The following is a 21,632-nucleotide window of genomic DNA, read 5'->3' on the forward strand; positions in this document are numbered from 1 at the left end:
ATTGCGGCGATCTCGGCTCGCTGGCAGCCGGGCTGGTCATCCAGCAAATCGGCCCAAGGCCACGGCAAAATCTGCGCCGAGAGGCGGAGCAGGTGGGATTGCTGTAGGTGGCGAGCCAAGAACCAGCTGCCCAGCCTCCTTAATCCAGCCCGAGCCTTTTCTTCAGTTCCGCATTCTCCTTGCGGAGACGATCGGCAAGCAGGCTCTTTAGCCGCTTGTTTTCTTCCTCGAGCGCGACGAGATCCTTCAGCCCGTCACTGTCCGCCGCCGGCGCCGCCGCCTTCTTCCAAAGATAATATGTCTGTTCCGAGATGCCGGCTTGCTTCACCGCGCTCTTGAGAGTAGCGCCGCCGCCGATCGAGGTCTCGATCTGCGCCAGCTTCTGGGCACGATCCTTCGCGGAGTAGCTCTTTCGGCCTGTTCGCGCTGACGGCGGTGCTTCAGTGGTCGCGGATATCGGCTTGGCGCCCTCCTTGCGGGCAGGCGCGCTCGCCTCAGCTTCTGGCTTCCTCGACCGCCGCGCTCTCGTCTTCGGTTTTGGCGTTTCCGCTTTGTCTGCCGGTGCGCTAGGAACTACTGCTGACTCGGTTTCCAGGGGATTGGCCATGAAATGCTCCACTCGCGGTTTTTGCAAAGGTTCAGCATCAAGGGCCACTACAGTAGAGTCAACAAGCTGACGATTTAACGGCTCGACTTCCTTTGTTGTCTCGGCCATCGCCGCGGCGATGTCGAAATTGCCCCAGATGGAACGTGCGGATTTTTGATAATTGCGCTTTTGTTTGACTTCCACGGTGAATGGTCGCGTCTGCCGCCTCATAGTTCCTTCCTGAATAGGAGAATGAAGTCGCCGCTCGAATTTTTGGCGCTTGCTGCTTAGCGCGGAGCATTATCGTATAGCCGCTCAACGGGCAAGTGATGCCGGTCTTCGATGGCTGACCCATCTGGGGAGATTTGAGCGGCTTCGCGCGTCCTGCGCATGCCTGTAAGAGCCTGACTCGAAACTCGACGCACGACGTGGAGCTGCCATGCGGCGAAGCATGAGGCGGATCGAGGCGATGAAGATCCATGCCTCGGCGCTGGCGATGGTCGCCTCGAAGTCTTTGGTGAGCCGGCGACAACGTCCCAGCCAGGCGAAAGTTCGCTCGAGGACCCATCGTCGTGGCAGCACCTCAAAGCCCTTGGCCGCGTCGGAGCGCTTGATGATTTCGATGGTCCATGTGCCGAGAGTGGCCAGTGCCTGCGACAGTTTTTCTCCGGCATAGCCGCCGTCGGCGAACAGATGCCGCAACCAGGGAGAAAGCCGTCGAATGGAGGCGATGACGCCGACTGCCCATCCCTGTCCTGGATGTCGGCCGTGTGCACCGTCAGCCCGACCAAGTGTCCCTCGGTGGCAGTAATGATATGGCGCTTGCGGCCTTTGACCTTCTTGCCGACGTCGTAACCACGCAAACCGGCAACGTCCGTGGTCTTTGCCGATTGGCTGTCGATGACACCGGCGCTCGGGCTCGCCTCGCGACCAAGCGCCAGGCGTGCCGCAGCCACCAAGTGGAAGTTGATGGCCTTCCACAGCCCGTTGTCCCGCCAGGCATAGAAATAGCGTTGAACCGTCGAGACCGGCGGGAACCGATCCGGCAATGCCCGCCATTGGCAGCCGGTCCAGGCGATGTAGAGGAGCGCGTCCACGACCGCCCGAAGTTCTGTCGTCCGCGGTCGTCCCGTTGTCTTCGTTCCCGGCAGGAACGGCTCGAGCAACGCCCATTCCCTGTCCGTCAACGCGTTTGCATCTCGCTGCCCCGCGCGGCAATATCGCCGGCGGGTGGTCTCCGTCCAACCCATGTCGTTATCCCGTTCAAGTCTAGACAACTCAAGCGAATCACAACGGACGGGGCCACTCAACCGCTTCCACCCCCAAAACCGAGTTTCGGGTCAGGCTCTAAGGGCAAACACCATGCCATTGTGGGTGGTGGTTTGCGTGGCGAGACACGCCTGGTAAGGACCCTCGTGGTTCCGGTACGGCCCCTGAATATCGTGGTCGCAATTGGGGTGGTAATGGTTTGGCGGGATTTGCTGACGCGAGAAAACGGTGTCGCTGCCGCCGCCGCAAACCTTCCTCGATGAAATCGCCGCCACTGCAGCCCTTTTCGCCTGCTTCACACCAATTGCAGGCGTAGGTTTCAGGATTCACGCCGTTTTTGCCGGTGGCGCAATACGGCGTCGGAAAATTACCCACATTGAACTGACCTTGAACATCGGCAAAGGCGATGCAGGCCTTCTTCCCTGTCTTGAACCAGCAACTGATCGCGTGCAGTCATCCGGATAAGCCGCCACGCCGGAGGCCAAGCTGACTTGGTGACACACGAACGCATTATTGTCTTCCGGTCTGGCGGCAACAGTCTCAGCAGGACGGCAAAGCTGACCGGCTGCAGCGAAGCGCAGGTGAAGCGCGCCGGGCTCGACATCAGAAGGAAAGCGGGAAGCAGGAAATGTTGTCGCAAAAGTTGAGTTCTGCGAGGTGCAAAAGTCAGTTGCAAATCGTCGCGACAGAGGCTCGGCAGCTCCCCGAAGTAGCCATTTCAGATTGCTTGCAGGTGCGGATAAAGTCCTTTATGCATCGGCACATGATCAAGTCCGCGCTCATCGCTGCAATCTATTATGCGACGCTTCCATAAGGAGCGGCGCGTTTCGATCATGCCTTGAAACAAGCCGCCGTCAGGCGGCTTTGTTCATTGAGAGGACCCCCTGGCGGCAATACCAGGAGGATTCCCTATGGCACTTCCCGATTTATCAACCGGTCATTCCAAACCATATTCGGCGGCTTTGAAGACGCTCATTGAGCGCGGCTATGTAAATCAAGGGACCGACCTGCCGGGTGTCGATGCCGCCTTTGAAGCAGGCATCGTACCCGCTTACGCTGGTTTCGATGCGACGGCTGACAGTCTTCATGTCGGCCATCTTCTTCTGATCATGGCGCTTCGTCATCTTCAGCAGACTGGCCATAAACCCATCGTTCTCATTGGGGGTGGGACCACCCGCATCGGCGATCCCAGCTTCCGTTCGGACGCGCGGCCGATGCTGACGGACGAGCGGATCGCCGCCAACATTGAAGGGATCAGAAAGGTCTTTGGCCGTCTCCTTGTCTTCGGATACGGCCCGACGGATGCCGTGATGGTGAACAATGCCGACTGGCTGGACAGCATTCGTTGGATCGACATGCTGAGAGACGTTGGCAGGCATTTCTCCGTCAATCGGATGCTCTCTTTCGACAGTGTGAAGTCGCGGCTGGAAAAGCAGGAGAATCTGAGCTTCTTAGAATTCAACTACATGATCCTCCAAGCGTTCGACTTCCTTGAGCTAACCCGCCGGACCGGTTGCCGTTTGCAGATGGGTGGAGCCGACCAGTGGGGGAACATCATCAATGGCATCGACTTGATACGGCGGACGGATGGAAAGGAAGTCTTCGGAGTGACTACGCCGCTTCTGAAGACTCCTTCAGGTGTCAAGATGGGTAAGACGGCTGCCGGAGCTGTGTGGCTCAACGAAGATCGCCTTTCGCCATACGATTACTGGCAATTCTGGCGTAACACGGAAGACGCTGATGTCGTTCGGTTTCTGAAGCTTTTCACCGATCTGCCGATGAACGAGATCGAGCGATTTGGACAGGCTGAAGGAACCGAGCTAAACGCCGTCAAAGAACGTCTCGCCAACGAAGCTACGGCCCTGGCACATGGAACTAACGCCGCCAAACAGGCGGAGGCCACGGCTAGCCAAGCATTTGGGCAGGGCGAAGCCGCAGAGGGGCTACCGACGCTTCATCTAAATGACGCCGAGGGGTTGGCCGGAGTAGCCCTTGTGGATTTGCTGGTACGCGCCGGATTGACCTCCTCCAAAGGGGAAGCGCGAAGGGCGATCTCGGGACGAGGTGTGCGGATCAACGGCAACGTTGTCGAGGTTGATACAATGATATCTTCCCAAGACCTCCCGATCCGGCTTTCGCTCGGCCGGAAGCGCCACACTGTTGTAAAGTAGGGTTTCAGCAAATGCTGTCGCAGAAATTCTGCCCGCTTAGCGGATATTGCAGACATTCGCGTCGAGTTCCCTGAGGAATGTCGAGAGACACTCCTCAGGGGGTAGTTAAGGCCGCCAAGTTTTCTGGGTTAGCAGGCGCGCCACTGTGGCAGCTTGGCTTGTATGGCGAGGCCATGGTTGAGTGAGGCGAACCAAATCCAGCCCCGCGGTCGATCCCGAAGCTTCCCACAATGGCGAAGAGAACATCTTCACTGGTTCCTTTTCAGCACAAGACCTTCCGTTCGCTATGGTCGGCTGCACTCATTTCGAACCTTGGCACCCTAGTGGAAGGTGCGGCGGCAGCTTGGCTGATGACGAGCATCGCCACCTCCCATGGAATGGTGGCGCTCGTCCAGTCATCGACCACCCTCCCCTACATGATCTTCTCGCTCGCGGCGGGAGCGCTCGCGGACAAGTTTGACCGTCGCCGGATCATGTTGACTGCGCAACTGCTGATGGTCTGCGTATCCGCCTTCCTGGCGTTCCTGACCTATGCGGGGAATGACACCCTGGACCCTTCTGGGTCTCACCTTCCTAGTCGGCTGTGGTTGGGCATTGCACAATCCCTCTTGGCAAGCCTCCATGGGAGATATCCTGCCTCGCGAACACCTGCCAAGCGGGGTGCGCTCAACGGCATGAGCTACAATCTCATGCGCAGCATCGGGCCGGCGATTGGCGGCATAATCGTGGCCACAGCCGGTGCGGCCTTCGCGTTCCTCTTCAACGTCCTTTGCTACTTCGCTCTGATCGCTGCGCTGTTGCGATGGAAAGCCGAACGGGCACGACAAGCGCTGCCGCGGGAGGCTTTCGGCAGTGCGATGGCGGCGGGCTTCCGTTACGTGCTCTTGTCGCCGAACCTTCTCAAGGTGATGTGCCGGAGTTTCATTTTCGGCCTCACCGCCGTTGTCATTTTGGCTCTCCTGCCGTTGGTCGCTCGCGAACAGATCAAAGGGACCGCAGTCACCTACGGCGTGATGCTCGGCTTCTTCGGCCTGGGAGCGATTTGCGGCGCGCTCCTCATCGGGCGGTCCGAGAAGTTCTCTCCAACGAATGGGTCATTCGCGGTGCGTTCTTTGTATTGGCGATCAGCTGCTTCTTTCGGGCATGGAGCGAGCACGTTGGGCTGAGCTGTCTCAACCTCATGCCAGCCGGTGCGGCCTGGATTCAATCATTCTCGCTGTTTAACGTCACAGTGCAGCTTTCGGCGCCGCGGTGGGTGGTTGGACGCGCCCTCTCTCTATCAGACGGCCACATACGGCGGCATGGCGGCGGGAAGCTGGCTTTGGGGCGAACTGGCGGATGTCCAAGGTGTTTCGGGAGCCTTGCTCGTCCGCCAGCTGGTTTTTGTCATTGGGGGACTGATGGGCATCCTTCTGCGTCAGCCCGATTTTGAAACGCTCAATCTGGATCCGACCAACAAGTTCAGCGAACCGACGCTGCAACTTGACCTGCGGCCACGAAGCGGTCCGATCATGGTGATGGTCGACTATCGTGTCGATCAGAGAGATCCAGACTCGCCCACAATAATTATCTCAATTTCAGCAGTAATTTTTGATCGCCCATTCGTGCTGTGTACCAGCCCTGTGTCTTGCGCAAGTGGTCACGAACGGCTGCCGGAGCCTCGAAGACGCCCTAAAAACACATGCTGCGATTTTTGAACACGCTTGACGATTAGATTAATTCATCCACAATGCGTGTGTTGAACACGCGAGGTGAGTTATGAACATGAAAGAGCTTAGGGTTCGACTGGGCATGACTCAAAAAGATTTGGCAGAGCAGATGGCAACGACGCAACAGACTGTGGCCCGTTGGGAAACAGGCAAAACGCAGTTGAACGTCGAGCAGATCAAGGACCTTTGTCTCACGTTGAAATGCACGGTCGAGGAGCTGCTGGGCTGGAAGATTGATGTCGAGGAGTGGCGCACGAGCCCGTTTGCAATTGCCGATGCCGAAACGCGATACGGCACGCTCAGAATCAAGACGACTGTTGGCAGCCGCCAATATCCTATTGATGAAAAGGCGCGTGAATCGATTTTACGTCAGTTGAAGGAACTTCATAATCTTCGTAGAAATAACACAAGCAGACCATGGCTGTATTGTTGGAGCCTTGACAACAAGATACTCTTGATAAATCCGCAATATGTCCGCACCATTGAGCTTATCGGTGAAGATGTAGAGGAGATGCCAGAGTATTATCATCCAGAAATCTATCGGGCTTTGGATGACTGGGATAAGGGTGAGGTTTCAGGAAAGCTGAAGAAAGAATGCGATGCCATCATCGCAGAGATGGGTGATCAGGAAGCCGTGCGCATGGCCTCCTATGTTCGCGTCACATATGACGGCGGAGAAGATGAGTGGAACTTCTTGGATGAAGAAACCGCTACGACTTTCTTCGGATTGGAAGCTGCGACCTTTGACGTTCCCCAGTGTAGTTTCGCCGAAGTGGAGGAAGAAGGTTACTACCGAGCGCGATACGCCAACCTTGATCGCGTCGCGGTGATGGAGGTTCCAAGCGACCGTTATCACAGATTGACCGCGCCCGAGGAAGCTTAGAACCATCCACGAAGGGCGCATGTTAAATCTCGACCTTGCGTGGTGCGTTTTCAGTACGAGATGACGTTAAGCGTAGGTAGTGGCAGGTAAGAGTGCTCGACCAGACGCTCAACTGCCTCCTCAATATCGCTGCCGATGTGCCGCAGGACACGTCCACGGGAGCGTGGATAGGCGTGAAGTTCCTGCACTCCACGGTCCGCTCTCCCATCGCCGGTGTGTGCCCGACGCCATCTTGTGGACGAGCTTGGCCGCCTGCACCCGGTTGTATTCCGGCTTGCGGTCCGCCTGGGCGGTCCGCCGCGATGGCTATCTCCATGTCAATCGGCGCCGAACTTTGACTGCCCGCTGCTTTTGATGAATTTGGCGAGGTCCCGCGCATAATCACTCTTGGTCTTCTCCTTGAGGCCCTGTGTCGCGAACTTGTGGTCCAGCAGGGCAAACAGGTCCAAGTCCCCTTCCGCCTGTGGCGCCGGCTTGCCCTCACCGCCCTCGGCTTCCCAATTGGGGACCGCTTCTGCGCGCTGCACCGTGGCGATTGTCCGCCCAAGACGCATCACAAGATCGAACGCCAAACCGTGCGCGTGCACGACGATTTGCCGCTCAGGCCTCATTTGGACAGGACTTGAGCTGGCCCGGTGGTTTGAGCCGGGTTACCTTGAGCCGGTGGGCTGCGAACAAGCAGTTCGAGACATTGGCCTCGATCACTTCGCAACACGCCGCTGCGCCTGGCCTCGGTGTGCTCCCCCGAAATCGTTGTGTCATATCACCGAGGGCATCACGGCCAACAGCTTCCACATGGGCAACAGCCTCGCCATTGAGCCGAATATGGTCGCGAGCAGATCACCAACGAAGCGGTCGGAACCTCGGAGCCGAAGTTCGACGCCGAGGTGGTTCGCATGATGCGCTAAGCAGCACCACGGCGCTTGCCGGTATGTTTGCTGCCGGCAGCCGACGAACTCCTATCCTCCTGGACAAGGGCGCCGTGCGTCATTGCTTTGATTTACCGGCCGCTCAAGGCTTCCACAGTTTTCGCTTTCGAGGCGACCTTTGGAACATGCCAACGGAAATTTAACATAACGACATAAACATTTCTTTATGCGGCGTTGACAAAGAAGCGAACTGCTGTAATTGTCTCCCGCGTCGTGGTTCTCCGTACGGCGCTGCCGCAGCGGAGCTAAGAGGGAAGCCGGTGCGATGCCGGCGCTGCCCCCGCAACTGTTAGCGGCGAGCCAACCCCACTCATGTCACTGAGGCGAATAGCCTTGGGAAGACGGGTAGAGGCTATGACCCCGCGAGCCAGGAGACCTGCCACGGCGAATTACGTCCACGGGCGGGGTGTCTCGGTGGCCGCTGCAGCCTGGCGTTCGTGCCGGCCTGCTAGCGCCTTCCTTGTCACCGACGCCCCAACCATCGGGGTCTGGCATGACTGTCTCTCAGCAAATTCCTGTAGCAACGCTCGGCGTGCCCCGATTCGGTCGTCGGCGAGAACTGAAATTCGCGCTTGAAAGCTACTGGTCCGGAAAATCGTCCGCTGCCGACCTTCTCACGACCGCGAAGGCGCTCCGTGCCGCTAGCTGGGAGGAGCAGCACGATCGCGGCGTGTCGAAAATCCCGTCGAACGACTTCTCGCTCTACGACCATGTGCTCGACACCGCAGCCATGGTCGGCGCCGTTCCATCCCGTTACGGCTGGAATAGCGGCGAGGTTCCACTTGACATCTACTTCGCAATGGCGCGGGGCAACCAGGGTCAGACGGAGGATTGTCGACACGCTGGTCACCAGCAGGCGGCTCATCGGTCTGATTTAACCGCGATGGAAATGACCAAGTGGTTTGACACCAACTATCACTACATTGTGCCGGAACTCAACGATGATCAGACGTTCGCCCTCTCGTCGACGAAACCGGTCGATTACTTCATCGAGGCTAAAGCTCTCGGCGTTCACACACGCCCAGTCATCCTTGGACCGATCACCTTCCTCAAGCTGGCGAAATCGCCTGCCGAAGGATTCGATCCCATCGCGCTCCTGCCGCGGCTGCTGCCCGTCTACGAGCAACTCCTGCAGAGGCTGAAGCTGTCTGGAGCCGACTGGGTGCAGATCGATGAGCCAGCGCTTGTCCTCGATCTGAACCCGAACGAACGAGCTGCGTTCGAATTCGCCTATGGCCAGCTGTCGAAAGCCGCGCCCGAGCTGAAGATCATGCTGGCTACCTATTTCGGGCCGCTGGGAGACAATCTCGAAACCGCGGTTTCTCTGCCCCTGGCCGGGCTGCATATTGATCTCGTGCGCGCTCCCGAGCAGCTGGAAACGGTGGGTCGGCTCGCACCGAAGGATCTGGTGCTCTCGCTTGGCTTGATCGATGGCCGCAACGTCTGGCGTGCGAACCTGCCCGCCATTCTCGACCGCATCAAACCGATCGTCGCCGGCTGGCCCTTGGACCGCGTCGAGATCGCGCCTTCTTGCTCGATGCTGCATGTGCCGATCGACCTCCGCATGGAGACGGAACTCGACGCGGACATCAGGTCGTGGCTCGCCTTCGCGACCCAGAAGACCGACGAGTTGGTGTTGCTGGCCCAGGCCCTGACTCAAGGCAGGGATGCGGTGGCAGGCGCGTTGAAAGCGTCTGCCGAGGCTGCCGCCACTCGCGTGACATCCACGAAGATCCATGACCCGCTTGTTGAGGGACGGATCGCCAGCATTGACGACAGCATGAAGCGACGAGAGAGCGCTTTTGCCGAGCGCTCCAGAGTCCAGGCCGGCACGCTCGGGCTGCCGCCGTTCCCGACGACGACCATCGGGTCCTTCCCGCAGACGCCGCAGGTACGCAGGGCGCGGGCCGCTCATGCGAAGGGCCAGCTGAGCTATGTCGACTACGAGACCTTCCTGAAGAAGGAGATCGAGGCTGCAATTCGCTGGCAGGAAGAGATCGGGCTGGACGTGCTGGTGCACGGTGAGTTCGAACGAAACGACATGGTACAGTATTTCGGCGAGCAGCTGTCCGGCTTCGCCTTCACCCAGCATGCCTGGGTGCAGAGCTATGGGTCGCGTTACGTGCGCCCCCCCATCATCTTCGGCGACGTATCGAGGCCCAAGCCGATGACGCTGCGCTGGTGGCAATTCGCCCAGTCGCTTACGGAAAACGCTGTGAAGGGAATGCTCACAGGCCCGGTGACCATTCTCAACTGGTCTTTTGTTCGCGACGACGTACCCCGCTCCGAAGCATGCCGCCAGATCGCGCTCGCCATCCGCGACGAGGTGACGGATCTCGAATGGTCCGGCGCAAGGATGATCCAGATCGATGAGGCCGCGTTTCGCGAAGGATTGCCACTGCGCCAGTCTGACTGGAAAGACTATCTCGACTGGGCTGTCGAATGCTTCCGGATCGCTTCAACGGGTGTAAAGGACGCGACTCAAATCCATACCCACATGTGCTACTCGGAGTTCAACGAGATCATCGACGCGATCGCTGAAATGGATGCGGATGTCATTTCGATTGAGACGTCGCGCTCGAAGATGGAACTGCTGGACGCCTTCACGAGCTCCAAATATCCGAACGAAATCGGTCCCGGAGTCTACGACATTCACTCACCACGCGTCCCGGAAGTCGGCGAGATTTCGGATCTCGTCATGCTTGCCCGCGAGCGACTGTCGGATTCCCAACTGTGGGTAAACCCGGACTGTGGCCTCAAAACACGCAAATGGGAGGAGGTCCGCCCTGCCCTGATGAACATGGTCGATGCAGCACGTGCGCTCCGGTAGAAAGTGTAGGCCGGAGGGTTTCCTGGTTGCTCACCATGTGGTGAGTGACCGGCTGCCGCATGTCGGCCGTGAATGTGCCAAAACGCGATCACATCTTTTGAAATAAATCACTCGAGCGAGAATGTGCACTTTCCTTCGGCACGTGTATTAATCGCGCAGGAGTAAAGGGTACCGTTTTCTCCCTGTGACGTGTCGAGTTCGAAGGGGATGTGATTGGCGTCGAGACCGCTCCGGCCATGGGTTATCAGCATGCCAAGTGCACTGTTCTCGATCAGTTCGTAGCGGACTTCTCGGCTCGGTTCATCGAAATGCGCGGGTACATACATGACACGTTCCTTCACTGGCCGCCGGGTTCGCTATTCACCGGTTGACATCCGATGGCAAGCGTTCCAACGCGGCGGCGATCTGGCGCTTCGCTGCTGAGGGCAGAGGCAGGATGGGACGCGGGGGGTCGGCACGGCCAATGTCGAGCAATTCGGCAAGTGCATAGACGACGCGAAGGCTCGAGAACTCCTTGAAGAGGCTCCAGAGCGGCGCAAGCGCGGCATCGATCCGTCGCGCTTCGGCCGCATCGCCCTGCTGCGCCGCTGTGACGATCTTTGTGCAGACCTCGGGCAGGATGCCCGCGAGGACGCTGTACCATGTGTCAGCGCCAGCGATCATGGCCTCTGCAGCGTTCCAGTCGCCGCTGTAGCCGATCGAGAACCCTTCCGGCACAGTGCGCCTCTGGTCGGCCAGATGGCTCTTGATCGCATCGCCCTTGTCTGTCGGATTCTTGATAGCGACGATCCCCCGCACCTTTGCCAGGCGGCTGACGAGTGCTGGGGTGAAACGGAAATGCGTCGTTCCTGGATTGTCGTAGATGACGATCGGAAGGCCACTTTCGCGCGCCACCGTGGAGAAATGTTCGAACACCTCGTCATCAGTGAGCGGGGTGTAAGAGGCGGCGGCAAGCAACCCCGCGGCAGCCCCAAGGGCTTTAGCGTCCTGCGCGAGCCTCACTGCTTCGTCGGTGCGCAGCGCGCCCACACCCACCACGACCGGCATTTGTCCCCCGGTTTCGTCCAAGGTCTCGGCGAGCGCCCGTCGCCGTTCCTCGCGCGTCAGATACATGTATGTGCCGGTGCTGCCGAGAAGACCGATGGAATCGACCTGAGCGGCGCAAAGCCTGGCAATCAGCTTGCGCAGAGCAACGGTATCGACGCGGCCGTCCCGATCGGTCGGCGTGATGGGAAACGCGGAAAGGCCGCTCAGGAATGCCATGGCAAGGCTCCGGGTTTGTACGCGAGCGCAGGACTGGCCGGACCACAGGTCATCACAGGGCGTCCAGAGCCCGCCGCAGGTCGGCGATTAGGTCATCGGCGTCTTCAAGACCCACCGAGAGACGCATGAGGTCCTCGCCGACTCCATCGGCCAGATGCGCATCCTTGCGGATCGGCTGACGAGCACGGGTCAGGCTTGCCGGATGATAGATGAGGCTGTCGGCATCGCCGAGGCTGACAGCCCGGGTGATCAGGTTGAGCCGGTCCATCATCCGCCGCGCGCCCTCGAACCCAGCGTGGAGGCCAAAGGCCAACATGCCCGACCCTTGGGACATCTGCTTTCGCGCCGTCACCTGATCAGGGTGCGAGTCGAGGAAGGGATAACTCACCCATGCCACCGCCGGGTGCGCCTCGAGCGCCTGAGCCACCGCAAGGGCCGTGGCGCTGTGGCGTTCCATGCGCAGCGTGAGCGTCTTCAGACCGCGCAGGATCAGGAAGGCTGACATGGGCGAGAGCGCTGCGCCGGTGATGTAGCGCAGGCCCGTTTCGTGCAGCGTGCGGAGCGTTTGCGCGTCGCCGAGAATCGCCCCGCCAAGGGCATCGCCGTGCCCATTGATGTATTTGGTCAGGGAGTGGAGCACGAGGTCGGCCCCATGTTCGAGCGGCCGCTGGAGCGCGGGCGAGGCGAAGGTGCTGTCGACTGCAACCTTTACACCGCGCGCGTGGGCGCGCTCGGCAATGGCAGCGATGTCGAGGATGCGGCTCAGCGGATTCACCGGCGTCTCGAAGAAAACAAGCCGGGTCCGCTCGGTGATCGCGGCATCGAGATTGTGAGGATCGGACAGGTCGACCGCGACGACCTTGATGCCGAAGCGGGGGACCGCCTGTTCGACCATGGCAAGCGTGTTCGCATAAAGCGTCTTGTGGACGATGAGTTCATCGCCTTGGGACAGGAGCGACAAGATCAGTGTGCCGAAAGCCGCCATCCCCGAGGCAACGATCAAAGCTGCCTCGGCTCCTTCCAGATTGGCGAGCCGTTGCTCGAGGATCTCCGTCGTCGGATTGTATTCGCGCGCATAGAGCCTTCCGCCAAGGGTGGCGGCGGCCTCGTTCGCTGCCACGCTTTCGAATCCATAGGTCGAGGTCAAGAAGACTGGCGGCTGAACGGCATTGGAAAAGCGGGCCGGATCGTAGCCATGATGGATCGCCCGGGTGGCGAATCCGGGACCGGTGTCGTTGGGCGACCGCGTGAGAGCATCGGTTTCGGATTGATAGGAACGGGTCATTCGGCCTCTAGATCTTTCTTGGGTTTCCGAAAGATTGACGGCAAACTGGCCAATGTGAAATATCCAGTTAGCAATGAATGAAATGGTCCAGTCTTCAAGTGCCGGTTCTGCAGGTCGCTCGCACGCGATGGGTGCACGCCAGATCTACGAGGCTCTTCGCGAGCAAATCCTCGGCGGCGTTTATGAAACCGGTAGTCAGCTGCCGTCCTCCCGCGGCCTGGCAAATGACCTTGGGGTTTCGCGAACGACGGTGACGGTCGCCTATGACCAACTGACCGCGGAAGGTTTTATCGAAGTCCGTCAAGGCGCACGACCTCGCGTTGCATCCTCGCTGATCGGTCCTGAGACGAGCCGCACTGTCGCGAAACGAGTCGGCCCGGTTCAAATGTCCGCCTATGGCGAACGACTGCGCGTTACGCCGCCCTGGCCGGATTATCTGCCGACTGGACTGAAGGTCGATTTCCGCTATGGCGACCTGGCGCCGTCAGACTTCCCCGCATTGGTCTGGAAACGTGCGATGAACGAGGCGATGGGGCAGCGCCCGTTGCGTCTTGCCTATGACGATCCTCGCGGCTGGCGTGGGCTGCGCCAAGCGCTCCAGGGCTATCTCTGGCGCGCCCGAACTCTGAGCTGCGAGCTCGAGCAGATCATCATCGTCAACGGTTCGCAGCAGGGCCTAGATCTGTGCGCTCGCCTGCTTCTCGATCCCGCCGACCGCTTCGTCATCGAGGACCCGTGCTATAGGATGGCGCGTCAGGTCTTTGCCAGTACGGGTGCCTCGCCCGTCCCGGTCACCGTCGACGAGGACGGGATGAAGACGGAGTTGCTGGCGGGGATCGGGGCACGACTGGCCTATGTCACGCCATCGCATCAGTTTCCGCTGGGCGGCGTCATGCCGATCGCGCGCCGCCATCAGCTTCTGGAATGGGCGCGGCACAACAACGCCTATGTGATCGAGGACGACTACGACAGCGAATATCGCTACGACATCAATCCGGTCCCTCCGCTGCACAGTCTTGAGGACCACGGGGCTGTCATCTACCTCGGCACGATCTCCAAAACGCTCTCGCCGATGCTGCGTATCGGCTACCTCGTCGTCCCGACGGAACTGCAGGAGGTCTTCGCTACCGCCAAACAATTCGCGGACCGACATTCGCCGGTCGCTGAACAGGAGGCTCTGGCCTCTTTGATCGAGAGGGGCGGCTACGAAAGCCATGTGCGGCGTGTGCGCAGGCTGAACGGCGAGCGTCGGGAGGCATTGTTGGGCGCCTTGCGGCGCAGCTTCGGAGATCGCATCGCTGTCCAGGGAGCAGAGGCCGGTCTGCACGTCGTCGTTTGGTTCGACGAACTGCCGCGATCGCGGGAAACGACCCTGGTCGAAGCCGCCCGAGGCGCGGGCCTGGGGCTGCACCTGATCTCGCCCCTCTACGAGCGGCAATCGGACGAAGGCCACATCGATCGCGTGGGGCTTGTCATGGGCTATGCCGCCTTGAGCATTCGGCAAATCGAGAAGGGCGTTGAGATCCTGCGAGCGGTTGTCAAGCAGGTGCAAGACGCGTTGCCGGGACACGGTGGCTAAAACGGCGGGGACGTGGCGTGCTGGCGAGGAAACCGACCCTTAGGCTGAACCGCATTTCGTTGCAAAGTCAACTGGACTGGGAAAACGCTATGCAACTGGTGCTGTTGATCAGGCCAGTTTGGCGGCAGATTTTCGTGCGAGACGAATTTCCGAGAGCGATGCATAACCGGCAAGGAAAGCTGCTTCACATCCATATCGCGCCCGCTGCCTTTTATGAAATGGAGGATCTGGCGGAGGCGTAGCTTGTTGCCGGCCGAGGCGGGCTCGAGCACCCGCAAGAGATAATCGACGATCTCTACCAGGCCTTGTCCACGGCCGAATGATGGAATTGTCCAGCGCATGGTGCGGCATGCACCATGCCGATGCCAGAAGATCTGGACGCTCGACAAGCACCTTTCTTCAAACATTTCCCGAACGACCCGCAGCGCAAAGCCTCCCCATGAGAAAAGAGCATCCCATGTCTTTCACGCCATTGATTGCCCCCGAGATCAAGGCCCGCTACCCGGATTTTCATCTGATCAGCATTGTGGTGCGGAACGCTGAAATCGACGTGCCGGATGCACAGGCGTTGAACGACACGATTGCGGCGGCGGAACAGGCGGCGCTTCGCGATGACGCCCAAAGGGACGCGCATCTTGCGGCGTGGGCCGTTGCCTACGAGGCTTTCGGCACAAAGGCCAATCGAACGCCGTGCTCGGCCGCCGCGCTTCTCAAGCGGGTGCGGAAAGATGGCTCTCTCCCGCGGATATCCCCACTGGTTGATGCCTACAATGCCGTCAGCGTGCTGTACGGCGTTCCGATTGGCGGGGAGGATCTCGATCTTTACCAGGGGGTCCCGAGACTTTCAGTTGCGAAGCGAGCCATTCGACACGATCCAGCAAGGTGAAATGGTAACCGAGCATCCTGAACCGGGCGAAGTCATCTGGTGTGATGATGCCGGTGTCACGTGCCGCCGCTGGAACTGGCGGCAGGGGCGGCGCACCATGGTCACGGCCGATACCCGCGCCATGTGGCTCGTGCTGGAAGCCCTCGGCCCAATGTCAGCTAAACAGATGACGGCCACCGGAGAGCATCTGATGGGACTTATCCAAGCGTTGTGCCCGGGGTGCGCGAATCGAAACCGCGCGAATCGACGAGTCCACTACATCTCGTGTTCCTTAGGGCATGGCCCCATCTTTCGGAGAAACACCCCACTCAGCCCTGTCCGGATCTGGCGCTCCTTGCTCGCTCCGCTGGCCTACACAGTTGATTGCGAACGACCCAGAACGGCTCTCGAAAACGAGCGTCGAACGAAATCAGATCACTGCTTGTTCTCCCTTAGCGTTGTTTGGCGTACTTTTATCGCGATGCCTCCAGTGGGGATGGTCCAAATTGCGCAAGCTCGGTCGAGTGATCGCGGAGAAGCTTAATGTCGACTACATCGAAATTCATGGAGCGGTACGGACAACGGGTGCGAACCCGGGACGTCGTCCCGGTGTCGTCAGGCTCTCCCGTCCGACTGAGCCTCAGTTTTCTTCACGGCGCGAATACTCCTGAGGCCGCCCGGATTCTCGTTAAGAGACAGCTGCCGCTCAGGACGGCCTACGCGATACTCACGGAGATAGTCGATCACGGCAAGGCGTTCGTGACGGTTCCTTGCGTCGACGACCTATTGGCACTGAAGAATGAACTGTCGTCCGCAGGCGTGATCGCGAAGGTTCATGCGCCGCGGCCGATAAGTGTTCGCGAAGTCCGGGATCGCACGAAGCTCTCTCAGGAGGCATTCTCCGTGAGGTATGGCCTCGATCTGGCAACGCTTCGAAACTGGGAGCAAGGTCGCTCGAAACCGGATGCAGCGGCCAATACTCTCCTTTGGACCATCGCCCGGAATCCGGAAGCAGTCGAAGAATCGCTGGACATGGAGGACGGAGTGGCTGCCCCTTCGCCCTAAGCGGGCCGATCACTTCGGCGCGCGGCAATTCGGCCGCCAGCGCGATGGCCGGCCGCCGCGCGGTATCGACAGCGCGCGAGCCTCATGCGTCAGACGCCTTCCTTGGCATGTCGCACGCCAGATCCCAAACATGATTCCATCGCAACGAGCTGGTGACGGAAGCAGTGTCTGCACTATGGAAACGAGCCATTTGCGTTCTCATGGACGTCGCGACTCGTCTCGTCCAGTAAAAGTCGCAATCATTGTCAATTGCGATGTTCCGCAGTCAGCTGGCCGTTTATTTTCCTAAGATCTGCGTTATAGGCCGGGGTGTTGTCGCCGTTTCGGCGGGTAAGATGGGATAGGCGACCTCGGGTGCCTTTCCGGTCAGCGAGTTGAGGAAGGCAACAAGCAGGTCGACTTCTTCGTCCGCCAGTACCACGCCAAGCTGGGTGGTTCCCATGATGGCAACGGCTTGTTTCAGATCCCAAACCTTGCCCGAATGAAAGTATGGCGCGGTGAGTGCAACGTTGCGCAGCGGCGCCACGCGGAAAACATAGGAATCGTCGGCTGCATTGGTGACCGCAAATCGGCCCTTGTCTTTTTCCGGCAGGACCTCGGCGCTGGGCTGTTCCACGAGGCCGAATGGGTAATAGGCTTGCCCACCAACGTTGATACCGCCATGGCAGGACGAGCAGCCTTTGTCCATGAAAAGCGCCAGGCCCTGTTTCTGTTCGGAAGTCATGGCGGCGTCATCGCCATTCAGGAAACTGTCGAAGGGGGCCGGCGTGACCAGTGTCGCCTCGAAGGCTTCGATTGCCTTGGCGAGGTTGTCGAAGGTGACCCGATCGGCTTCAGCCGGAAAAGCTGCATCGAACCACTCGACATATTGCGGCATGGACTTGAGCGTGGTGATGACTTGGCCCGGTGTATTGGCCATTTCGATCCCGGCTTGGACCGGTCCCTTCGCCTGAGCCTTCAGGTCTTCGGCACGACCGTCCCAGAACTGGGCGATGTTGAAGACAGCGTTCAGTACAGTCGGCGCGTTGCGCTGTCCCTTCTGCCAACCATGGCCGATCGAGGTTTCGTGATTGTCGTCGCCGCCGGTGGCCAGGTTGTGGCACGAGTTGCACGACAAGACGCCTGACGCAGAGACGCGTGGATCGAAGAACAGTGCCTTGCCGAGAGCGATCTTTTCCGGGGTGATCGGGTTGTTGGCGACTGCCGGCGTGGTGGGTGGCAAAGCCTTGAAAGTGGCCATTGCCGTTTCTCTGAGGTCTGCGGGGATCGAATCCGCAGCAAAGGCGGTGGCCGTCAGCAAGGGGACAGCCATCGTACTGAATAGGATTTTCATAAATGATCTCGCTGCGTCGTGCACGCAGCCACTCTGGGATATGCGGCTCATGAACGCCCTGCGCTAGATCAGCTGCGGGAGAGGACCGGGTGGTCTGACACCTGTTTTTGCGACAGAGGTTGGACTGTCCCGGAATTGAACGCTCTTCTCGACTGGATTTCAGGGAGGAGGAGGAGGATCCCTGCTCGGCAACCTTCGGCGCTGGAGCCGTGCTCCGGTTCTCTGCGCCTTCTACCAAGAAGAAATCGGGTCCGCCGCCGTGTCAGATTTCGGTTCGGGGCCGGTGATCTGTTCCGCTGCAGGTCCTGCTCGACTTCCGCCTGCCTTCGCCAGATCGACGTGGGCCCAAATCGATCCGCGATAGTGTCTTGTAGCACCTTTGCGGGACGATCTTATTTCGACTGTAGAGGACCGTTTCGGGTGAGCGAAATTAAACGAAATTTCAAAGGGCGCCCGAGTAGCTGTTTTGATTGGCTTGTGACGCCTATAGCCTCCATCGAGCGAATATTGACAGACGACGGAGCACAATTTTGGCCTCGTTTATCAGCTTCAATGGGACAACTGCTTTGCGATAATAACCGGGCAATTTACCGTCAAGAATTTGAGAGAACCAAGTCCCACCCAGTGATTTTCACACCGGAAGCGTTGCAGTCCTGTCGCGAGAAGCTCTAGCGCGCAAAATATTGTTTGTTTATACCACGCTCTAGATGCCGCGAAATCTGGATACAATAACCTCGTCGGCGTACCCGCTCCAGCCTCACACACGACTGCGACGCCTATACTTGCGCTTTTCCACTGTCCGACATGCAGGCAGCGAGCCATTGCATCGCGGAGGTTGCATCTTCCAATATGACGACCTGTTTCGCAAAGCGGAAAAAACTCTTGCGCGCTGCGCTCGCAGGTTTTCGTCCGTTGTATGCATCAAAGCACGCCCTGAGGGCGGCTTCGTGGATCCGGTCTCTGCGATCTTCTGGCCATTCGTTGAGAAAATCGATAGCATCCGCAGGACGGGCAATCTCTTGCACGATGTGCGCTGCACGCCTTACGAAAGTGGGCTGCTGAAAGTTCCTGAGCTCATTCGTTCCTCCCGACCTGCTGAACCGCTAGTTTGCGTGAACAGGCGCCTCCTCTACACCCGCCCACCATTGCGGAATGTGTTGTCACAGCGATAGCGGTTCAATAGCAAAGCAGCGGCGTGATGTCCTCGGTTTACCAGCGGGCCAATCCCTAACATCCTGCTGCGAGAGCGGCTCACCGGATGAATCTACATCGTTTCGACCATTGCGAATCAACGCTTGATAGTTCCTCCACGCGCCACCAGGAAGCGACCACTGCTCTGCCACCGACTTCACAGCCAAAGAGAGGATGGCGAACAGAAACAGCCCGCTTCGTTTCGAGATTACTGGTCGTCTGGCGCAAAGCTTGCGGCCGAGACGCGCCTGAAAATGCGCAAGCACCGCGGCAGGTCGCCAACAACGGAACGCATCAACGGTCATGACGGCGCGATACCGCGCTATAGATCTCGCTGCTGGACGAGCATCGCAATAACCCTGTCGAGACCTTGGTTGCTTTCAGCGGCGACCGCCACTATGAAGCGACGCTTCGCCGACTGTGTTTCACGCCGCCTGGAGAGTTTCATGACAGAAGAAGCCGAAAAAAACATCGACACCCTCATCGAGCTCACGGCCGATGTCGTCTCAGCCTATGTCTCCAACAATCCGATCCCGGTGGGGGATCTCCCTGCCCTCATCGGCCAAGTGCACGCGGCTCTGAAAGGGACGGCGGAAGGTGTCTCTGCAAAAGAGCCGGTTGCCCTTACGCCTGCAGTCCCGATCAGGAAGTCGGTGACACCGGACTACATCATCTCCCTTGAAGACGGGAAGAAATTCAAATCGCTAAAGCGCCATCTGTCGACCCACTATGGGCTGACGCCGGATGGATATCGGGCCAAATGGGGCCTACCGGCGGATTATCCCATGGTCGCGCCGAACTACGCCGCGGCGCGCTCGTCATTGGCCAAGACAATGGGGCTCGGCCGCAAACCGAAAGCGCCGGAAGCGCCGGAGCCGGCGCCGACGAAGCGAACCCGCAAGAAGGTCGCGGCTTGATTTCGGCAATGGAGATTCGTTCTGGAGCGTTGCAGCCATCGGCTTAATCTGCGCGTCATATAAAAAGGCGGGGCCAACCCCGCCTTCCTTTCAAACAATTTTGTTTCATGAGGAATTCGCGACGCCTGCAGCAATCTGCTGCCCTCAGTTTTTGCTCGCTCCTATCGAGCGGCCGTGAGGACCTCCGGACCTACGCGCCCACTCTTGCCAGGACGTTTCAACCAGCTTTGCTGAGGCTGCCAGCGGAGGATTTGCCGGTGCGGCGATCCTGCTCGATCTCATAGTTGATCTTCTGGCCGTCAGCGAGGGTCGAGAGGCCCGCACGTTCGACAGCCGAAATGTGGACGAAAACATCCGGACCGCCATTGTCGGGCTGGATAAATCCAAACCCCTTGGTGCTGTTGAACCACTTTACCGTTCCAGTAGGCATATACGTGTTCCTCCTTAATAATTGCAACGTGGGCAGGCCATTAGGCCTGCCCGACTCATAGCCGAGACTTGGGCGCAGCAAAAAGCGAAAAATTGTTAAGCCCCGATCAGCTGGCGCACTCAATTGTGGCCGTGGTCGCCAGCAAGCACTGTCCTACGGTACCGCTCGAGCATGGCCGGGAGCGCCCGATCCTTCCAACGCTCCTCAGCGCCACGTCTATGGCTGGTGCTTGGAGGCACGGGACGTAAGGCCGACCGCTGCTCGTGCCGCCAGGTCAAAGGCCGGGTAGTTCACGGACGATGCCACCAGCGTGGAAGCGATCGATAACGCGCGCGTTTTGCTGGACCAGTTCAAGGGCAAGTCAGAAACAATCGCCCAAGCGATCGACGACTTCCTACTTGATTTCATGACCTTGCTGTTTGTGGTAGAAGCTACCCGCGAGCGGTTCCACAATCCGGCGAGGCGGTTGGCGCGCATCAGATTGAGCAGGATCAGGCTGTTACTCACCCGATGCTCTTGACCTAAGGGACCACGCCGCCAGGGATGCGTTTGCAGCCGCAAAGAAGGCAAAATCTGTTCGCCGGCAAACCGAGCACAGCCAGGCGGTATTTACGCAGATGAATTCGATCGCGACCGCAAATTCTCCTGTTTGGTACCCAGCGACGACGGCAAGCGCGGACAGCTTCCGTGCTGCTGTCCTCCAGCGACAAACGTGCCTGCATGCCCCATCCAGGGCGAGCTCGACGGTTGTTTCTTACGTTTGACCAAGGTCCCGCGCAAACACTCCCCTTTCCCGCAGCAACTCATCAGGCTCAACGGCCTCGCGGCAGGCGCATTACGCCAGAAGCGCGCAACCGCATTGTTTTTTCCCGCCCGAGTCCTACGATCTTCGTTTTCCAGCGCCTCGCGGATATCGCCCAACTCGCCGATCTTTGATCAGATCCGTCTTCGCGCGCGAGCAGGCCCCGCGCTCGAGTTCGCTACGCTGCTCACGCCTCTGCCGTTCAGCATCGACCCGGTCTGGCTGTCGAGAACAGGGTTCCGCTGGGGCGACCAACATCTCCATTCTCACCGTCAGTGCAGCGGCCATTCGAAGCGCATCCTATACCCCTCCCCCGGCAGCGCGCCCAATCGTCTTCCGAACGAAGAAGATCCTCAGCCGCGCGCGCGTCGCGTTCGGCCCTGTCCGATGTCCGACAATGTCGGATGCGCAGCATGGCAGAGCCTGATTTGTCCACATGCCTCGAACGGTTTCTGATCTGGCACGGTGCATGCTTGGTCATCCGCAAGGCGTCGCGGACCAAGGAGAATCCGTCCCATGATCACC

At 59.2% G+C, this 21,632-nt stretch carries 20 protein-coding genes, 3 pseudogenes and 1 riboswitch; of the genes and pseudogenes, 11 read left to right on the forward strand and 12 right to left on the reverse strand.

Features of this window, described 5'->3' with window-relative positions; translation table 11 throughout:
• Positions 1 to 107 (forward strand): annotated as a pseudogene (locus NKH59_RS28900) (adenosine kinase); the annotation flags it as partial.
• Between the two features lie 32 nt (positions 108 to 139).
• On the opposite strand, the gene NKH59_RS28905 reads toward NKH59_RS28900, so the two are convergent.
• Positions 140 to 817, reverse strand: coding sequence for a transposase (locus NKH59_RS28905; RefSeq protein ID WP_245274818.1), 678 nt, complete (start codon positions 815 to 817; stop codon positions 140 to 142).
• Between the two features lie 204 nt (positions 818 to 1,021).
• Positions 1,022 to 1,836, reverse strand: a pseudogene (locus tag NKH59_RS28910) (IS5 family transposase); the annotation flags it as partial.
• Between the two features lie 247 nt (positions 1,837 to 2,083).
• Here NKH59_RS28910 and NKH59_RS28915 point away from each other — a divergent pair.
• The 4 genes and pseudogenes from NKH59_RS28915 (at position 2,084) to NKH59_RS28930 (ending at position 6,618) form a co-directional block, all read left to right on the forward strand.
• Entirely contained in the window at positions 2,084 to 2,320 is a 237-nt protein-coding gene (locus NKH59_RS28915) for a hypothetical protein (protein WP_352691541.1), read from the forward strand.
• 446 nt (positions 2,321 to 2,766) lie between these two features.
• On the forward strand, positions 2,767 to 4,026 hold the full coding sequence (tyrS, locus tag NKH59_RS28920; protein ID WP_353023769.1) for a tyrosine--tRNA ligase: 1,260 nt from the start codon (positions 2,767 to 2,769) through the stop codon (positions 4,024 to 4,026).
• 230 nt (positions 4,027 to 4,256) lie between these two features.
• Positions 4,257 to 5,723, forward strand: a pseudogene (locus NKH59_RS28925) (MFS transporter).
• Positions 5,724 to 5,784: 61 nt separating this feature from the next.
• Positions 5,785 to 6,618, forward strand: a complete 834-nt coding sequence (locus NKH59_RS28930; protein ID WP_353023771.1) for a helix-turn-helix transcriptional regulator — start codon at positions 5,785 to 5,787, stop codon at positions 6,616 to 6,618.
• Between the two features lie 317 nt (positions 6,619 to 6,935).
• On the opposite strand, the gene NKH59_RS28935 is transcribed toward NKH59_RS28930, so the two are convergent.
• Entirely contained in the window at positions 6,936 to 7,190 is a 255-nt protein-coding gene (locus NKH59_RS28935) for a hypothetical protein (protein ID WP_352468275.1), read from the reverse strand.
• Between the two features lie 554 nt (positions 7,191 to 7,744).
• Positions 7,745 to 7,945, forward strand: a riboswitch (cobalamin riboswitch).
• Between the two features lie 95 nt (positions 7,946 to 8,040).
• Here NKH59_RS28935 and metE point away from each other — a divergent pair.
• Positions 8,041 to 10,377 carry a 5-methyltetrahydropteroyltriglutamate--homocysteine S-methyltransferase gene (gene metE / locus NKH59_RS28940; protein WP_353023773.1) on the forward strand — a complete coding sequence of 779 codons (2,337 nt, stop codon included), beginning with the start codon at positions 8,041 to 8,043 and terminating at the stop codon, positions 10,375 to 10,377.
• Positions 10,378 to 10,484: 107 nt separating this feature from the next.
• Here metE and NKH59_RS28945 read toward each other — a convergent pair whose 3' ends face one another.
• From NKH59_RS28945 to NKH59_RS28955, 3 genes are read right to left on the reverse strand one after another with little or no spacing between them, the layout of a single operon-like run.
• Entirely contained in the window at positions 10,485 to 10,703 is a 219-nt protein-coding gene (locus NKH59_RS28945; protein ID WP_352480447.1) for an FMN-binding negative transcriptional regulator, read from the reverse strand.
• Positions 10,704 to 10,737: 34 nt separating this feature from the next.
• Entirely contained in the window at positions 10,738 to 11,640 is a 903-nt protein-coding gene (locus NKH59_RS28950; protein WP_353023775.1) for a dihydrodipicolinate synthase family protein, read from the reverse strand.
• Positions 11,641 to 11,692: 52 nt separating this feature from the next.
• Positions 11,693 to 12,925 carry a trans-sulfuration enzyme family protein gene (locus NKH59_RS28955; RefSeq protein ID WP_353023777.1) on the reverse strand — a complete coding sequence of 411 codons (1,233 nt, stop codon included), beginning with the start codon at positions 12,923 to 12,925 and terminating at the stop codon, positions 11,693 to 11,695.
• 82 nt (positions 12,926 to 13,007) lie between these two features.
• Between NKH59_RS28955 and pdxR the strand changes: the two genes are divergently transcribed.
• Entirely contained in the window at positions 13,008 to 14,504 is a 1,497-nt protein-coding gene (pdxR, locus tag NKH59_RS28960; protein WP_502908721.1) for a MocR-like pyridoxine biosynthesis transcription factor PdxR, read from the forward strand.
• Here pdxR and NKH59_RS28965 read toward each other — a convergent pair.
• Positions 14,501 to 14,893 carry a hypothetical protein gene (locus tag NKH59_RS28965; RefSeq protein WP_353023804.1) on the reverse strand — a complete coding sequence of 131 codons (393 nt, stop codon included), beginning with the start codon at positions 14,891 to 14,893 and terminating at the stop codon, positions 14,501 to 14,503. The two genes, pdxR and NKH59_RS28965, sit on opposite strands and share 4 nt — an antisense overlap.
• Before the next feature lie 68 nt (positions 14,894 to 14,961).
• Here NKH59_RS28965 and NKH59_RS28970 point away from each other — a divergent pair, with 68 nt between their 5' ends.
• Genes NKH59_RS28970 through NKH59_RS28980 form a run of 3 tightly spaced genes read left to right on the forward strand, consistent with a single transcriptional unit; the run spans position 14,962 to position 16,434 of the window.
• Positions 14,962 to 15,390 (forward strand): B3/B4 domain-containing protein, encoded by a 429-nt coding sequence (locus NKH59_RS28970; RefSeq protein WP_353023781.1) that lies wholly within the window; start codon positions 14,962 to 14,964, stop codon positions 15,388 to 15,390.
• A 1-nt stretch (position 15,391) separates the two neighbouring features.
• Complete coding sequence (locus tag NKH59_RS28975; RefSeq protein ID WP_353023783.1) at positions 15,392 to 15,913, forward strand: hypothetical protein; 522 nt, start codon at positions 15,392 to 15,394, stop codon at positions 15,911 to 15,913.
• Complete coding sequence (locus NKH59_RS28980) at positions 15,913 to 16,434, forward strand: helix-turn-helix domain-containing protein (RefSeq protein WP_353023785.1); 522 nt, start codon at positions 15,913 to 15,915, stop codon at positions 16,432 to 16,434. Before NKH59_RS28975 ends, NKH59_RS28980 begins: the two co-directional genes overlap by 1 nt.
• A gap of 277 nt (positions 16,435 to 16,711) precedes the next feature.
• Here NKH59_RS28980 and NKH59_RS28985 read toward each other — a convergent pair whose 3' ends face one another.
• The 3 genes from NKH59_RS28985 to NKH59_RS28995 all read right to left on the reverse strand — a co-directional run bounded on the left by NKH59_RS28985 (position 16,712) and on the right by NKH59_RS28995 (position 19,263).
• Positions 16,712 to 17,767, reverse strand: a complete 1,056-nt coding sequence (locus NKH59_RS28985) for a cytochrome-c peroxidase (RefSeq protein ID WP_023679673.1) — start codon at positions 17,765 to 17,767, stop codon at positions 16,712 to 16,714.
• 776 nt (positions 17,768 to 18,543) lie between these two features.
• Positions 18,544 to 18,792, reverse strand: a complete 249-nt coding sequence (locus NKH59_RS28990) for a DUF982 domain-containing protein (protein WP_352542153.1) — start codon at positions 18,790 to 18,792, stop codon at positions 18,544 to 18,546.
• A gap of 135 nt (positions 18,793 to 18,927) precedes the next feature.
• Positions 18,928 to 19,263 (reverse strand): hypothetical protein, encoded by a 336-nt coding sequence (locus NKH59_RS28995; RefSeq protein ID WP_353023787.1) that lies wholly within the window; start codon positions 19,261 to 19,263, stop codon positions 18,928 to 18,930.
• 141 nt (positions 19,264 to 19,404) lie between these two features.
• Here NKH59_RS28995 and NKH59_RS29000 point away from each other — a divergent pair, with 141 nt between their 5' ends.
• Complete coding sequence (locus tag NKH59_RS29000; protein WP_023679671.1) at positions 19,405 to 19,875, forward strand: Ros/MucR family transcriptional regulator; 471 nt, start codon at positions 19,405 to 19,407, stop codon at positions 19,873 to 19,875.
• Between the two features lie 217 nt (positions 19,876 to 20,092).
• On the opposite strand, the gene NKH59_RS29005 is transcribed toward NKH59_RS29000, so the two are convergent.
• Positions 20,093 to 20,305 carry a cold-shock protein gene (locus NKH59_RS29005; RefSeq protein ID WP_023679670.1) on the reverse strand — a complete coding sequence of 71 codons (213 nt, stop codon included), beginning with the start codon at positions 20,303 to 20,305 and terminating at the stop codon, positions 20,093 to 20,095.
• A 216-nt stretch (positions 20,306 to 20,521) separates the two neighbouring features.
• Positions 20,522 to 20,812, reverse strand: coding sequence for a hypothetical protein (locus tag NKH59_RS29010; RefSeq protein ID WP_353023789.1), 291 nt, complete (start codon positions 20,810 to 20,812; stop codon positions 20,522 to 20,524).
• Positions 20,813 to 21,632: the final 820 nt, after the last annotated feature.

Origin of the sequence: Mesorhizobium sp. M0998 (genome assembly GCF_040318885.1) — a bacterium.
GTDB lineage: Bacteria > Pseudomonadota > Alphaproteobacteria > Rhizobiales > Rhizobiaceae > Mesorhizobium.